A 12,698-nucleotide genomic window follows, 5' to 3' on the forward strand; every position below is an offset into this window, starting at 1 on the left:
GCGTACTGGATATTCACGAGAGGAGACACAGCATGAGCCGGGACACAAAAGCACAGTTGGCGACAGCGCGCATGCTGCTCGCGCAATTCAACACACAAATCCAAGAGTTCGAAGGCATGAACCGAGAAGCCCGACGCACCGCTCGCGGCCGTGACCTCACCAACCGGATCGACGGGCTCCGCCAAGGACACCAAACCTGGACGGAACGTGTCGCGGAACTCGAGAAACAGGTCGAGGAGGAGCAGTGATTGTCTGCATCACGAACGACATGGATAATGTTCGACCCTGTACAGTGAAAGACCAACATCACGAGAACTGCGACGGCTGGGAAACCCGCCTCACAGACGGCAAGTACATATACACGGGCAAAGAGTGCACAGGTTGTCTCCCCCGCCGTGCACGTCATGGTGTGCTGTGCCGTCCCTGCTTCGAGAAACTCGAAGATGCGCTCGGGAAAATTCCGCACTGGCTCCGAGCAATGCGAGGGGTCGAGCGTGCCGTACAACGCGACAACGCCGGCGTGAGGTCAAAAGCAGGCCCGCCGATCCCGATCAGCCCAACACAGTTGGCAGTCGATGAGGTGTGGTCGTGGTACCGGCACATCCCGGAGAACGTGCCCGTGTGGATCTCCACTGGTGAAGGCGGTCGTCTGGCGGTGCGGTTCACGTTGGCGGCGTTGGCGGCGATGCGGTCGCATCCGGAGAAGGAGCACCCGCATCCGGTGCGTCGGACCCGGTGCCCAGAGTGCGGACGTCTGCAGTTGCAGTGGAATCCTCCCGGGTATTTCGGGGATCGGGTGACGGTGACGTGCCAGTACGACGACTGCGATGCGGAGTTGGAGCAGGGTGCGTTCGAGAAGGTTGCGGAGATCGAGGAGAGGCACCGATGAAAGAGTGGGTCACCGTTGCGGAAGCTGCCGTACTAACTGGCAGAAGCCCACGCACGATCTACGAGTGGATCGAGGATGACAGGCTCGCGGTCCGGTACGACTCCGAGAATCGCATGGTCGTCTTATCGAAAGCTGTCATTCGCATAGAGCCGACAATCAGGCGCGGGCGGCCAAGAGGGAAACCGACACGCCGTTTCTGATTCGCGCTCACAAAATACGCAAATACCGCAATTGATGCAGGATAGAACATAGATGGTGGATTACTCCGCCCATAGCGAAGCCCCGGCCTCAAATGAGAACCGGGGCTTCGTCGTTCACCGCTTCAAATCGCCATCACTGATCGCTTGCGCATACTCGGCCAACCCCGGCGACGGCCGCATGCCCAATCTCACTAGACGCCGTTCAAGCTCCTTCTGCACATCCGCAACAGGTTGGCCACGCATCGAATCATCCACACCACGGATGACATCCTGCACCGTTGCATTCGCCTGCGGCTGAAGCTTCCGAGCCGCATCCTGCATAATCTTCTCCATCGCACGCTTCTGCGCGGGCGACTGGCTAACACCACGAGCCATAATCACTACCTTCTCTCACAGGCACAGTCCTGCACCGTGCCCTACTTCCACATGAGGTCAACACGCACAGAATCAGACAGTGCCACGCCGAACTCAAACGAACCTCCCCACCAACTCCCTGAGGCCAACGCCTCACTCCGTAAGGGATAAGAGATCCCGAACAGAGGTGATGGATATGGCACGCGGTCGACCAGTCGATGAAGAAACACGCGCTCAAGCCGTCGAGCTCGCCAAACAAGGCCTGTCGCGAAACGCGATCGCACGGCACCTCAACATCGGTGCCGCCACAGTGACAAAGATCATTGCGGATGCCGGTCTAAGCTTCGACCGTTCCGAAACGGAACAGGCCGTGAAAGCACGCCAGATCGATCTCGCCGCGATGCGTATTGAGCTGGCGGAGAAGATGGGTACCGCCGCGACGAACATGCTCGACCGCATCGATGACAAATACTTGGTGTACAACTTCGGCGGGAAAGACAACTCGTACGAGGAACACGTTCTCGAGTCGGCCCCTGTTGAGGTGAAACGGTCCATTGTCGTGACCGCTGGTATCGCGTTCGACAAGATCTCCCGCATTGTTGAGAAAGATAACGGCGGGCTTGAGCAGGCGCACGGTGTGCTGGATCAGATCGCGGAGGGATTCAAGGCCGCTGCGGACAAGTACCGCACGGAGGCCGAGAATGAATCTGACTGACATTGAACGGCTCGTGTCGCGTGCGCAGATCCTCAGCATTGTGGATGCGATGGACCGGAAGCTGGCGCTCTGGTACGGGTCCGTGTCTGCCGGTAAAACCGTTGCGTCCCTGTTCGCGTTCTTGCTGGCCGTGGTGCGTGCCCCGAAGACGGGCATCATCATCATTGCCGGTGGTTCGTTGCAGACGATCTACCAGAACGTGTTCGTCCTGTTCCAGAACACAAGCATTTTCGGGTCCGTGATCTCGTCACAGATCGAGTACACGCCCGGTGCGACCTCGGCACGCATCCTTGGCCGTGAGGTTCTCCTCGTCGGCGCGAAGGACGCGAAAGCTGTCGGACGTATCCAGGGTGCCACTGTTGCTCTCGCGTACGTGGATGAAGCAGCGTTGATGCCGGAAGAGTTCTGGAACATGCTCGTGTCCCGCCTCCGCGTGGACGGTGCTCGGCTGCTCGCCACCATGAACCCTGCATCCCGTAACCATTGGATCAGGAAGAAGTGGATCGTTCCCGGCGCGGAAAAGAACCTCGTCAGCTTCCACTTCACCATGCAGGACAACCCGAACCTGTCCGCCGAATACATTGCGGACATGGAAGCGTCGTTCTCGGGTGTGTTCTACGACCGCATGATCAAGGGCGAGTGGACGAACGCGGCAGGTGCCGTGTACCCGATGTGGGACCCGAAGCGTCACGTCATCCCGTTCGACCAGATGCCGCCCCTGCAGGACATCATGGGTGTCGGCATGGACTACGGCACGACGAACGCCACGACGGCGCTCATGCTCGGTGTCACGGACGAGTACGCACCGGACGGGTCGCCGGCGTCACGTCTCGTGCTGATGGACGAGTGGGGTTACGACTCGAAAGAGACCGGGATACGTCTCACCGACCAGGAACTATCTAAGAGGTTTCGTGCGTGGCTCCCCCAAGAGCACACACCGTACCCGTCCACGCTCACACCACGGTTCATCATGCTGGACCCTGCAGCCGCATCGTTCAAGCAACAGTTACACACGGACCTGCGGGGTACCGGGCTTTCGCCGTGGCCTGCCGATAACTCGGTGCTGAAAGGCATTTCAACGGTCGCGAACCTGCTCGACACGGACAAGCTGATCGTCACCGACCGGTGCGAAGGCTGGCAGTCCGAAGTCACCGAATACAGGTGGTCGGAGAAAGCCACCGACAAGGGCGAAGACGAAGTGATCAAAGAAGACGACCACTACCTCGACGGTGGCCGTTACATCACACATTCGACGAAGAACTACTGGAAGCCGTACGTGCAACCACTCGCGGCATAGGAGGTACATGATGGCACTTCCTGCCGACAACAGCTCCTGGCCCCCCGCACCGTGGGATTTCGCATACACGACGTACGCGGAGAACGAAGCCTGGTATTTGGGCGACACGGACCGGTTGGCGGAGATTTACCGTAGCGCCGAACGTGAACGCGCAACGCACATGCACAAGGGCCAGGCACGCACTGGCGGTGTTGTTGGTGCAGTGTCACGGTTCTTCTGGGGTCGCCCTGTCCCGGCAGGTCAGGCACGCACACGCCTGCACATTCCCGCACCCGCGGACCTTGCAACCTTGTCGTCTGACCTGATCTTCTCCGAACCGCCTGAGGTGCAGATCCTCACTGACGAGGGCCAGAAGGTGGGCGCGCAAGCACAGTCCCGCCTTGACCTGATCGCGAACTCTGACGCGGCACACGCCATGTACAACACGATGGGTGAGCTCAAAGCCGCGTTGGGTGCTGTCGCTCTCGTTTCCACGTGGGACACGGAAGTATCTGACCATGTGTGGTTGGAAGCGTCCGCAGCTGACGTGATCATTCCCGAGTTCCGCAAAGGCCGCCTGCTGGCGTGCACCATGTGGACGGAGTACCGCGACAAGAACGTGTACTACCGGCACCTGGAACGGCACAGTGTGGGTGCGATCGAGCACGCCCTGTACAAGGGCAAGGCCGACAACCTTGGCACACGGGTTCCTCTGCAGGAACGCCCGGAGACGGAACATCTCGCACGCCTGGTGAATGCTGATTCTCTGATCCTCACCGGCCTGAACAAGCTCACCGCGTCGTACAACCTGAACATGCCTACCAGGGCGTGGCGCAAAAAGGGCGACCTGGCGTGGACGGGCCGTTCTGATTTCGCCGGCATTCAACCGTTGTTCGACGCGTTGGATGAAACGTGGTCGTCGTGGATGCGTGACCTGAAACTGGCTGGCGCAAAGATCCTTGTTCCCGAGAGTGCCCTGCACACTGGCCCTGCTGGTGTGGGTGGGTACTTTGACGAGTCGCAGGAAGTGTACGCCGGGCTGAACATGGCCGGTGACCCTGACAAGCCCACGTTCGACAAGGTGCAGTTCGAGATTCGTGTGCAGGAACACGAGGACACGGCGCAAGCGATCTACCGTGAGATCCTCCGCTCCGCCGGGTACTCACAGTCCGCATGGGGTGACTACGGCGACTCCATCCAGACGGCCCGTGAGGTTGAGGACCGCGACAAAGCATCCGAACGCACACGAGACAAGAAGACCCTGTACGACAAGACCGCGATCGCTGAACAATCAATGGTTGCGTTAGAGCTCGACGGGCTTCTGTTCCCCGGCAAGGGCGGCAAAGCGTTAGATCGTCGCCCAAACGTGGTGTTCCCTGACGTGTCCCAGATTGACCCGGAGAAGTCGGCACGCACAGCACAACTGTTGAATGCTGCTGGTGCGGCATCAACGGAAACACTGGTGCGTCAGACTCGACCGGATTGGGAGGATGAGCAGGTGCTTGAGGAGGTGCGGAAGATCCGCGCCGAACGAGAGTTCCCTGTCCCTGACCCTGCAACGTTCACTGGGGAATGAGTCATGCCGGTCACGTTCACTCGTGTGTGTCAATGCGAGACCGCGAAGACACGCGCTGAGGACGGGCGCAGCATCTGGTGGTGCCGTCACTGTGACCGCGGGTGTACCAGGGCGCATTGCCCTGTGTGCAGACGGTATTCTGCCGCGGCTGTGAGGAGCACCTGATGTATGACCCGTTCTTGACCCCGATCTTCGAAACGATGAAGGTTCATCATCTTGAGGATGTTCGGACCGCACTGCAGCACATCCCGGTTGTCCGGTACACGTGCGAGTGGTGCGGGTCTGACCATCCCACACCGACAGCGATGTTCGCGTGCGAGGAAGACTGCCAGGATATGCGCCCCCGCGACTAGGAGGTCATTGTGGCCGTCTACGTTCCAGATCCTGACTACCCGGTACCTGCAGCGGAACTGGTGGAGGATCTCGGCGCGTACCTTGCGGGCGTGTACACGGACGCTGAGACTCGCATGTTGGAGGCGGCGGCGAAACGGGCGTACAAGATTCTCGCGCTCGAGCAGGACCTGGGGAACCTGTCTGAGGTTGAACATCACAGGGCGATGCAACGCCTTGAGGTGGAACGTGCACAGGCTCTGCGTGAGCTCCGCGACACAGCCGACCAGATCGTGAAAGACATTCAGGATCAGAAGCTGGCGGAGTGGCTTGTGCAGGTCGCATCGTCGGAGGGCGAAGCAGCTGCAGCATCGGTGCTCGCTGGGACACGGTATGAGGCGGTGAGGGGCACTGTTCCGGTGTCTGCCGCGCATGCTGTGGGTGCGACGGGCATTTCGTTGCAGTCCCGACTTGAAGTGTTGAATCAGCGGATTCTGCGTTACCCGCATGATGTGTATCAGCAGACGATCGCGGACACTGCACCGTTCCGCATGTTGGGCGCGGAAACAGCGGTGATCAACCAGCGGCGGGCCGTGCAGTCGTTCCTTGAACAGGGCATCACAGGGTTCGTTGACCGTGCAGACCGCAGGTGGACGATCGGTGCGTATTCGGAGATGGCGGGACGTACAGCCACATCTCGTGCGTGGCAGGACGCTGGTGTTCATCGTATGCAGCAGGCGGGCCTGAACTTGGTGACGATTCAGGGTTCGTTCGATGCGTGCGCGAACTGTGCCGCATGGATCGGGAAGATCCTTTCCACGAACGGTGTGACGGGGCCGGTGATTATGCCTCACGCGACACAGCAGGGTGCTGTGACGGTCAATGTTGAGGGCACTTTGCAGGATGCGCGTAACGCGGGCTGGAATCACCCGAACTGCAGGGACAAGGTCACGGCTTATCTGCCCGGCTTGTCGGTTCCTCAGCAGGATTTCCAGTACAACCCGGAAGCGGAGAAAGAGCGGGCGAAGCAACGCGAGCTGGAGCGTGAGATTCGGGCGGCGAAACGTCGGCAGGCGGTCGCTTCTGATGACATTCAACGGCGTAAGGCTCGCCGTGAGGTGCTTGAGGCGCAGAAGGATATGCGCGAGTTCACGAAGAAGACGGGCCGTGCGCGCCGCTCGTACCGGGAACAACTGCACTTCGCTGACGGGCGCTAACGAATTGGCGTAGCTCAACTGGTAGAGCGCCGGTCTCCAAAACCGGAGGTTGCGGGTTCGACTCCCGCCGCCTTTGCCACTCCGTGCCGTCGTCAGCCCTGCATGGCGGCGGCACGGTCACATACTCCCCCGGCGCAGGGCCGGAGGTCGGCAAGAAGCCGAAACACAACGAGCTGGAGGCTCATATGTTCAAGCAGCAGTATCACGCGGCACGCGATCGTGACGGTCTCGCGATCGTCGGCATGACGAAGCACCAGATGATGGGCATTCGTTACGTCGAAGGCGAAGGCGGCACTCCCCCAGCGGGTGACGGCGGCAACGATGGCGGACAGAGTGGCGACGGTCAGTCACAGACTCCCCCCGCAACCCCGCAGGCCCCGCCCGCACAGCCTGCACCCCAGGCAACACCGCCGCAGGAACCACAGGCACCCGTGCAGGTGCACGGTGACCGTGACGAGTACATTCGCGAACTCCGCACCGAGTCGAAAGAACGCCGCATCGCACTTGAGAAGCTGCAGGCCGAACATCAGACCGCCACGCAGAGTCTCGCCACTGCAACAGAGGAGCGCGACCGGTACGCGCGCGAGCTCGCCGTTGTTCGTAACGCTGCCGCTCTTAACGCGAACGCTGACCTGCTGCTCGACTCTGCAAGCTTCCAGAAAGACCTCGCATCGGTTGACCCGAGCGACACAGAGGCCGTGAAGGCCGCAATCACTGCAGCGATCGAGAAGAACGCCGCATACAAGACAGGCCCTGTGCTCCCGCCATCGAGTGGCGGCGGACACCAGGGCGGTCAACCGTCTAGCAAACCACTGTCTCTCGATGACGCCGTCAAGAAGGCGCTCGGGGGATAACAAAACCAAGGAGGCAACATGCCTATTTCTCTCGCTGAGGGCAAGAACAACGCCCAGACTGACCTTGACGTGTCGGTCATCGATGAGTTCCGCAAGACCGGTGTTATCCCGGACTCGCTGATCTTCGATGACGCCGTCAACCCTGCCGGTGGCGGTGCCACTCTCACGTACGGTTACCGCCGTCTGATCACTCAGGCAACGGCTGCGACTCGTGAGATCAACAAGGAGTACACGGCCCAGAGCGTCACCACGCAGCACTACACGACCGAACTGGCCGTGCTTGGTGGGTCGTTCGAGATCGACCGTGTCGTCGCGAAGCTCGGCCCTGCCGCTTCTGGTGGTGTGTCGCTGAACATGGCGCAGAAGATCAAGGCGACGAACGCGAAGTTCGCTGACCTTGTCATCAACGGTGACACTGCGACGGACGCGAACGGGTTCGATGGTCTCGACAAGGCACTTACGGGTTCCGACACCGAGATGAACGCTACCGAGGTCACCCACTGGGAGGACTTCGACACCGACACTCGTGCAGAGCACAAGGCGCTCGACCTGATCGACGAGTTCCTTGCCCTGCTCGACGGTGTTCCTACTGTCATCGTAGGCAACAAGCGCGCGATCGCTCGCGTACGTGCGGCCGCTCGTCGCGCCGGCATGTACACGAAGGACCCTGTTGAGGGTCTCGTTGGGCAGAACGGTCGCCCGATCGAGCGTGAGACGTACGGCGGCATCGTGTTCGCTGACGCTGGCGCGAAGCCTGGCTCGAATGATCCGATCATCCCGATCGAGACTCGCCCGCTCGGTGACGCTGGTGCGGATGTGACGAGCCTGACTGACCTGTACGCGTACCGTGTCGGTCTCGACGGGTTCCACGGCGTGTCCACGGTGGGTGGGCAGATCGCTCAGACGTGGCTCCCTGACTTCTCCACTGCTGGTGCCGTGAAGAAGGGTGAGGTCGAGCTTGGCCCCGTGTCGGTTGCCCTGAAGGCAACCCGCGCGGCAGCCGTCCTGCGAAACATTAAGGTCGCGTAACGTAGAATAGAGGCATGTCGCGAACATGCTCTATCGAAGGATGCGCTCGACCTCACCTCGCGCGAGGGTGGTGCGCCACCCACTACCAGCGGTGGCGCACCACCGGGTCGCCAGGAGGCCCGGAACTACTCCGAACCCCTAGCGATCCGGCGCGTGAAGCGAAGAAGTGCACTCGATGCGGGGAGAACAAACCGCTCGCGGAGTTCTACGCGGAGAAGCGCAATCGCGACGGGCGTACCTCGCACTGCAAGACGTGCTGGGAGATCGGGCAGCGCGGTGCCCGCATGATCCGCAAGTACGGCATCACCGAAGAGCATCATGCGGCGATGCTGTCGGCACAGGACGGGAAGTGCCCGATCTGCGATCGGTCAGTCCCCCTGGTAATCGACCACTGCCACCGAACCGGGAAGGTGCGCGCATTGCTGTGCGACCGATGCAACCGGCTACTCGGGGTCGCTGACGATGACCGGACACTCCTGGCGCGTGCGATCGAGTTTCTCAATCAGCACACGTAACCATCACTTCGAAGGCCTCCGCACAGTCGGGGGCCTTTTGCATTCCCGAGGAGGAAACAGCATGCACAAGGTCACCGCCCCTGTGAAGGGGTTCACTGGCACTGTCGTCGGCGTGAACTTCGCTGATGGTGTGGGCGAGACGGGCGACGCGGCACAGCTCGCGTACTTCCGCCGTCAGGGTTACACCGTCGAGGAGAAGCCGAAGCGGGCCAAGAAGACGACGGAGCCCAAGGGCACCGTCGAGGAGAAGCCGAAGTCTGAGGGCTCGGAGTAGATGTGACCGCGTGGCCTGCTGGGTGTCCATTCCCCTGGCAGGCCGCGCACCACATGGCGTGTAGCCCATGGCGGGCACGGCGGCTGTAAACCGCCCGACGTTAGTCACCGCAGGTTCGATTCCTGCACACGCTACGCATTCTTGGGAGGGAATCATGTACAAGATCACGCATCCGCGACCGCAGGCGGGCCGTCAGGTGGAGTTCGGGGTGGACTTCACGGATGGTGTCGCGTTGGTGTCGTCGTTGCATCCTGTGCGGTTGCAGGCGTTCAAGCAGCACCGGTTCCGGGTGGAACCTGTCTGTGAGCTCGTCGGCACTGACTCGGGTGAGGAACCGAAACCGCGTAAGCCTGCACCGAAGAAGCGGGGCAAGTGATGGCACAGCGCACCTACGCCACACCATCTGACTACTTCGACTTCCTCGACGGTGATGTTCCCGATCCGATCCCTGACGAGAAGCAGCTGAATGCGATGCTCCGCCGCGCATCCACTGTCATTGACGGGCGACTCCGACTCTCCGTGTACGACACAGACGAAGACGGTTACCCGACTGACGCGGACGTTTCCGACGCCCTCAAGGAAGCCACCTGCGCACAGGCGGCATGGTTCGAAGAAACCGACGACGTCACAGGTGCCGATTCACAATCCGGTGTCGTGAAGATCGGTTCCGTCTCCCTCGGTGGGTCTGGGGTGTCTGGTGGCGCATCCAACAACCGGTCAGCAGCTGATTCCCGGATCTCCCCAGAAGCGGTCGAGATTCTCCGCAACGCAGGACTGCTGACGACCGCTGTCTCCCACTGGTAGGAGGTGCTCATGCCCCGGCTGAGGAAGAAGCATCTCCCCCATAGGGTGACCATTTCCAGGCTCCTCGGTGAAGGCGCAAACGGTGAAGTATGGGCCGACGAAACCGATGTTCCCGCATATGTGGAGCAGAAGACCCGACTCGTTGTTGACCGGCGCTCCACATCCCCCACAGCAGGGCAGGAAGTGACATCGTCCACGTTCGTTGTCCTGCTCACACAAGACGATGTTGTGCCCCGGTGCCGCATCACCGTGTGGGAGGGAACACAACGGCAACGCACATCCGAGGTCATCACCTCGGACTTCTTCGACTACAAGTCACGCACTCCGAACTATTGCGAGTGCTATCTCGAGTGAGGTGATCGTATGGGCTACCGCGCCTCAGTGCAGTTCACGAACAACCTGGGCAAGATCGCGGACGACGTCGATACTCACCTCCGCACCGGGCTCGCCGCCGCCGGCGAACGACTGCTGGCGTTGTCGAGTGAGCAGGTGCCGTTCGATGAGGGCACACTGTCGGGTTCTGGTTCCGTGTCCACCCCGATCGGCACAGCTGAGCCGACCGTTGAGGTGATCTATGACACCCCGTATGCGGCCCGGTTGCATGAGCACCCTGAGTACAACTTCCAGGGCGGACGCAAGGGCAAGTACGTGGAAGACCCTGCAGCGGAACACAAGACGGAGCTTGGGGACATTATTCGGAAGGAGATCACGAAGTGACTCCTGAGAAACAGTTGCGGGTGGCGCTCGCGCACATCCTGAACGATCACGGTCTCGGCGTGTACAGCACCAACGGCATTTACTCACCCACAGATCCAGGAGTCTTCACCGACGGCAAGCACCCGACGTTGCTGGATGATTTCACGTCCCTGTCGTCGTCACCGTCCGTGCGTGAAGGACGCGCGAACAAACTCTTCCGGGTGCAGTTCTACACCCGACGCAAAGGCGACACGGAAGACGTCGAACAGTGGGCGCATGACCTCGCACAGGTGCTCGACCACAAAGAGTACTTCCCGAACATTCTCGGCATCTCGTGGGCGGAGGAGTTCTCCCGCCTCTACTTCGACGAAGACACGCAGGACCGTGTCGCGGTGTCTGTGAACTACAGCTTCCGCGGACGCGTCTAATCCTAGACCGCCCCTCCAGATGAGGGGTCACCGCTGGCCAGCGGCAATCCCCACAACAAAGGAGACGAAATGGCTGACACAACTCTCTATGACACGACGAAGCCGACCGACGGTTCTCTCGCGCTCGCGCATCAGCGGATCCTCCGCATCAAGCGCAACGGCGTATTCGAGAACGTCACAGGTGACGTCAACAACCTTGCCCTGAACCCGACACCGATCACCGTTGCACGTGAGGTGTACGGTACGAAGGGCCGCGACTCGAGCGAGATCGTTGGGTACAACTTCGCGCCGACGTTCACCTGTGAAGCTGTCCGTGACCCGGAAACAAAGCAGATCATCGTCACTCAGCCGTGGCTCTCTGAGCTGATCCGCAAGGGGTACGCGGAAGGCGCAGACAACCGTGTTGAGGCGCAGATCTTCGACGCGTTCGATGAGAACCTTCCTGCGTTCCAGGGTCAGTTCTCTGTCGCTGTCGCGGAAGCGAACACGGGCTACGCCGACAAGATGGTGTACTCGTTCACTCTGTCGAACTTCGGTGTCGTCGATCAGATCACGTCCCCGATCGTGTCGGACGGTAAGCCGGTTCTCGAGTCGGCTCTCCCCGGCGGTCAGGCTGCAGGGGCACAGGTCGCGATCCGTGGCTACAAGTTCACTGGTGCGACCGGTGTCGACTTCGGTGCAACCGCCGCGGATGACTTCCTCGTCGTTGACGACCAGACGCTGATCGCTGTCATCCCGACCGGTGTGACTGGTGCGACCACAATCAAGGTCACGAACGACGCTGGCGCATCCGAGACGCTGAATTACACAGCGGCCTAAGTCGAGGGAGGCAGGGAACCTTGACAGTATCCGCTGAGCAGGTCAAACGAGATCTGCATCTCACAGTCGAGGGGGCGGGCGACCCGTTTATCGTGTCGCCCCTCCCCGGCTGGGCAGGCATGGCACTCACCGAACAGTACCTCGGCATCGCCGCCGGCCAAATACCCGCAACGGGCATGGAAACACTGCTCATGCACGCCGTCGACGGTGTCACGGCAGATAAGGAGTGGGTCGAGGACGGCCCCGTGTACACGGACATTCAGAACCGCCTCTCTCTCGCGGAAGCGCAAGACGTGCTCATTCCCGCGATGCTGTGGCAGACAGTGCTCGGCATGAAAGGTGTCCGCCTCTACCTGGACGAGGGCGGGGGTGACCGTGGCGGTGTAAAAGCGCTGTGGTCCCTGGTGTCGACTTTGGGCGGCTCGAGCTCGCTGATATCGCCCGCTTCGGCATTGGAGACCCTGATCCAGTCACAGGTAGGTACCCAACGTATGTCTTCCCCCCAGAGTGGCGACAAGCCCGGGAAGAAGCCGCAAGACAGACAGTCGTAAAAGCAGAACCGGACGGGTTGACGGGCCGGGAGCTGTGGGAGCTTCTGCTTCCTGAGTTCTTCGGTGAAGTCGAACTCGATCTGAACCAACACAACTTGATATCGGACATCGACCGCGCTCTTGAGGTGCGGTCGTGGCATTTCATCCGCAGCGCGTGTTTGCGCCTTCTAG

18 protein-coding genes and 2 tRNA genes are annotated in these 12,698 nt (G+C 60.8%); 19 read left to right on the forward strand and 1 reads right to left on the reverse strand.

Features of this window, described 5'->3' with window-relative positions; all coding sequences use genetic code 11:
- Positions 1-32 precede the first annotated feature (32 nt).
- Genes ACSAGD_RS10645 through ACSAGD_RS10655 form a run of 3 tightly spaced genes read left to right on the forward strand, consistent with a single transcriptional unit; the run spans position 33 to position 1,089 of the window.
- Complete coding sequence (locus ACSAGD_RS10645) at positions 33-248, forward strand: hypothetical protein (RefSeq protein ID WP_437582714.1); 216 nt, start codon at positions 33-35, stop codon at positions 246-248.
- Positions 245-889: a hypothetical protein gene (locus ACSAGD_RS10650; protein ID WP_437582715.1), complete on the forward strand. Its 645-nt coding sequence runs from the start codon at positions 245-247 to the stop codon at positions 887-889. The genes ACSAGD_RS10645 and ACSAGD_RS10650 overlap by 4 nt, the downstream gene beginning before the upstream one ends.
- A complete protein-coding gene (locus ACSAGD_RS10655; RefSeq protein WP_437582717.1) occupies positions 886-1,089 on the forward strand; it encodes a helix-turn-helix domain-containing protein in 204 nt (67 codons plus the stop codon). The genes ACSAGD_RS10650 and ACSAGD_RS10655 overlap by 4 nt, the downstream gene beginning before the upstream one ends.
- A gap of 114 nt (positions 1,090-1,203) precedes the next feature.
- Here ACSAGD_RS10655 and ACSAGD_RS10660 read toward each other — a convergent pair whose 3' ends face one another.
- Complete coding sequence (locus ACSAGD_RS10660) at positions 1,204-1,464, reverse strand: hypothetical protein (RefSeq protein WP_437582718.1); 261 nt, start codon at positions 1,462-1,464, stop codon at positions 1,204-1,206.
- 175 nt (positions 1,465-1,639) lie between these two features.
- Between ACSAGD_RS10660 and ACSAGD_RS10665 the strand changes: the two genes are divergently transcribed.
- The 16 genes from ACSAGD_RS10665 to ACSAGD_RS10740 all read left to right on the forward strand — a co-directional run bounded on the left by ACSAGD_RS10665 (position 1,640) and on the right by ACSAGD_RS10740 (position 12,527).
- Complete coding sequence (locus ACSAGD_RS10665; RefSeq protein ID WP_437582719.1) at positions 1,640-2,158, forward strand: helix-turn-helix domain-containing protein; 519 nt, start codon at positions 1,640-1,642, stop codon at positions 2,156-2,158.
- Positions 2,145-3,455, forward strand: a complete 1,311-nt coding sequence (locus ACSAGD_RS10670; RefSeq protein ID WP_437582720.1) for a PBSX family phage terminase large subunit — start codon at positions 2,145-2,147, stop codon at positions 3,453-3,455. Before ACSAGD_RS10665 ends, ACSAGD_RS10670 begins: the two co-directional genes overlap by 14 nt.
- A 7-nt stretch (positions 3,456-3,462) precedes the next feature.
- Complete coding sequence (locus tag ACSAGD_RS10675; protein ID WP_437582721.1) at positions 3,463-5,010, forward strand: hypothetical protein; 1,548 nt, start codon at positions 3,463-3,465, stop codon at positions 5,008-5,010.
- Between the two features lie 362 nt (positions 5,011-5,372).
- Positions 5,373-6,557, forward strand: coding sequence for a phage minor capsid protein (locus ACSAGD_RS10680; protein WP_437582722.1), 1,185 nt, complete (start codon positions 5,373-5,375; stop codon positions 6,555-6,557).
- A 1-nt stretch (position 6,558) separates the two neighbouring features.
- Positions 6,559-6,636 (forward strand) — tRNA-Trp (locus tag ACSAGD_RS10685).
- 106 nt (positions 6,637-6,742) lie between these two features.
- Positions 6,743-7,411 (forward strand): hypothetical protein, encoded by a 669-nt coding sequence (locus ACSAGD_RS10690; RefSeq protein ID WP_437582723.1) that lies wholly within the window; start codon positions 6,743-6,745, stop codon positions 7,409-7,411.
- Positions 7,412-7,429: 18 nt separating this feature from the next.
- A complete protein-coding gene (locus tag ACSAGD_RS10695) occupies positions 7,430-8,440 on the forward strand; it encodes a major capsid protein (protein WP_437582724.1) in 1,011 nt (336 codons plus the stop codon).
- Positions 8,441-8,724: 284 nt separating this feature from the next.
- Positions 8,725-8,955, forward strand: a complete 231-nt coding sequence (locus ACSAGD_RS10700; RefSeq protein ID WP_437582725.1) for an endonuclease VII domain-containing protein — start codon at positions 8,725-8,727, stop codon at positions 8,953-8,955.
- A gap of 61 nt (positions 8,956-9,016) precedes the next feature.
- Complete coding sequence (locus tag ACSAGD_RS10705; RefSeq protein WP_437582726.1) at positions 9,017-9,229, forward strand: hypothetical protein; 213 nt, start codon at positions 9,017-9,019, stop codon at positions 9,227-9,229.
- A 55-nt stretch (positions 9,230-9,284) separates the two neighbouring features.
- Positions 9,285-9,363, forward strand: a tRNA-Tyr gene (locus ACSAGD_RS10710).
- 20 nt (positions 9,364-9,383) lie between these two features.
- Complete coding sequence (locus tag ACSAGD_RS10715) at positions 9,384-9,605, forward strand: hypothetical protein (protein WP_437582727.1); 222 nt, start codon at positions 9,384-9,386, stop codon at positions 9,603-9,605.
- Complete coding sequence (locus ACSAGD_RS10720) at positions 9,605-10,033, forward strand: hypothetical protein (protein ID WP_437582728.1); 429 nt, start codon at positions 9,605-9,607, stop codon at positions 10,031-10,033. Before ACSAGD_RS10715 ends, ACSAGD_RS10720 begins: the two co-directional genes overlap by 1 nt.
- Before the next feature lie 363 nt (positions 10,034-10,396).
- A complete protein-coding gene (locus ACSAGD_RS10725) occupies positions 10,397-10,750 on the forward strand; it encodes an HK97 gp10 family phage protein (protein ID WP_437582729.1) in 354 nt (117 codons plus the stop codon).
- The gene (locus tag ACSAGD_RS10730; protein WP_437582730.1) at positions 10,747-11,157 is read left to right on the forward strand and encodes a hypothetical protein; all 411 of its coding nucleotides are present in this window, start codon (positions 10,747-10,749) and stop codon (positions 11,155-11,157) included. The genes ACSAGD_RS10725 and ACSAGD_RS10730 overlap by 4 nt, the downstream gene beginning before the upstream one ends.
- 69 nt (positions 11,158-11,226) lie before the next feature.
- Positions 11,227-11,976, forward strand: a complete 750-nt coding sequence (locus ACSAGD_RS10735; RefSeq protein WP_437582731.1) for an IPT/TIG domain-containing protein — start codon at positions 11,227-11,229, stop codon at positions 11,974-11,976.
- A gap of 20 nt (positions 11,977-11,996) precedes the next feature.
- A complete protein-coding gene (locus ACSAGD_RS10740) occupies positions 11,997-12,527 on the forward strand; it encodes a hypothetical protein (RefSeq protein WP_437582732.1) in 531 nt (176 codons plus the stop codon).
- Positions 12,528-12,698: the final 171 nt, after the last annotated feature.

This window comes from Paramicrobacterium salitolerans (genome assembly GCF_051513965.1).
GTDB lineage: Bacteria > Actinomycetota > Actinomycetes > Actinomycetales > Microbacteriaceae > Paramicrobacterium.

Bases quoted from the DNA above. Each gene is read 5' to 3' on its own strand.
- ACSAGD_RS10645 (WP_437582714.1), top strand. From the start codon at position 33: ATGAGCCGGGACACAAAAGCACAGTTGGCGACAGCGCGCATGCTGCTC.
- ACSAGD_RS10655 (WP_437582717.1), top strand. From the start codon at position 886: ATGAAAGAGTGGGTCACCGTTGCGGAAGCTGCCGTACTAACTGGCAGA.
- ACSAGD_RS10660 (WP_437582718.1), bottom strand. From the start codon at position 1,464: ATGGCTCGTGGTGTTAGCCAGTCGCCCGCGCAGAAGCGTGCGATGGAG.
- ACSAGD_RS10665 (WP_437582719.1), top strand. From the start codon at position 1,640: ATGGCACGCGGTCGACCAGTCGATGAAGAAACACGCGCTCAAGCCGTC.
- ACSAGD_RS10670 (WP_437582720.1), top strand. From the start codon at position 2,145: ATGAATCTGACTGACATTGAACGGCTCGTGTCGCGTGCGCAGATCCTC.
- ACSAGD_RS10675 (WP_437582721.1), top strand. From the start codon at position 3,463: ATGATGGCACTTCCTGCCGACAACAGCTCCTGGCCCCCCGCACCGTGG.
- ACSAGD_RS10690 (WP_437582723.1), top strand. From the start codon at position 6,743: ATGTTCAAGCAGCAGTATCACGCGGCACGCGATCGTGACGGTCTCGCG.
- ACSAGD_RS10695 (WP_437582724.1), top strand. From the start codon at position 7,430: ATGCCTATTTCTCTCGCTGAGGGCAAGAACAACGCCCAGACTGACCTT.
- ACSAGD_RS10700 (WP_437582725.1), top strand. From the start codon at position 8,725: ATGATCCGCAAGTACGGCATCACCGAAGAGCATCATGCGGCGATGCTG.
- ACSAGD_RS10705 (WP_437582726.1), top strand. From the start codon at position 9,017: ATGCACAAGGTCACCGCCCCTGTGAAGGGGTTCACTGGCACTGTCGTC.
- ACSAGD_RS10715 (WP_437582727.1), top strand. From the start codon at position 9,384: ATGTACAAGATCACGCATCCGCGACCGCAGGCGGGCCGTCAGGTGGAG.
- ACSAGD_RS10720 (WP_437582728.1), top strand. From the start codon at position 9,605: ATGGCACAGCGCACCTACGCCACACCATCTGACTACTTCGACTTCCTC.
- ACSAGD_RS10725 (WP_437582729.1), top strand. From the start codon at position 10,397: ATGGGCTACCGCGCCTCAGTGCAGTTCACGAACAACCTGGGCAAGATC.
- ACSAGD_RS10735 (WP_437582731.1), top strand. From the start codon at position 11,227: ATGGCTGACACAACTCTCTATGACACGACGAAGCCGACCGACGGTTCT.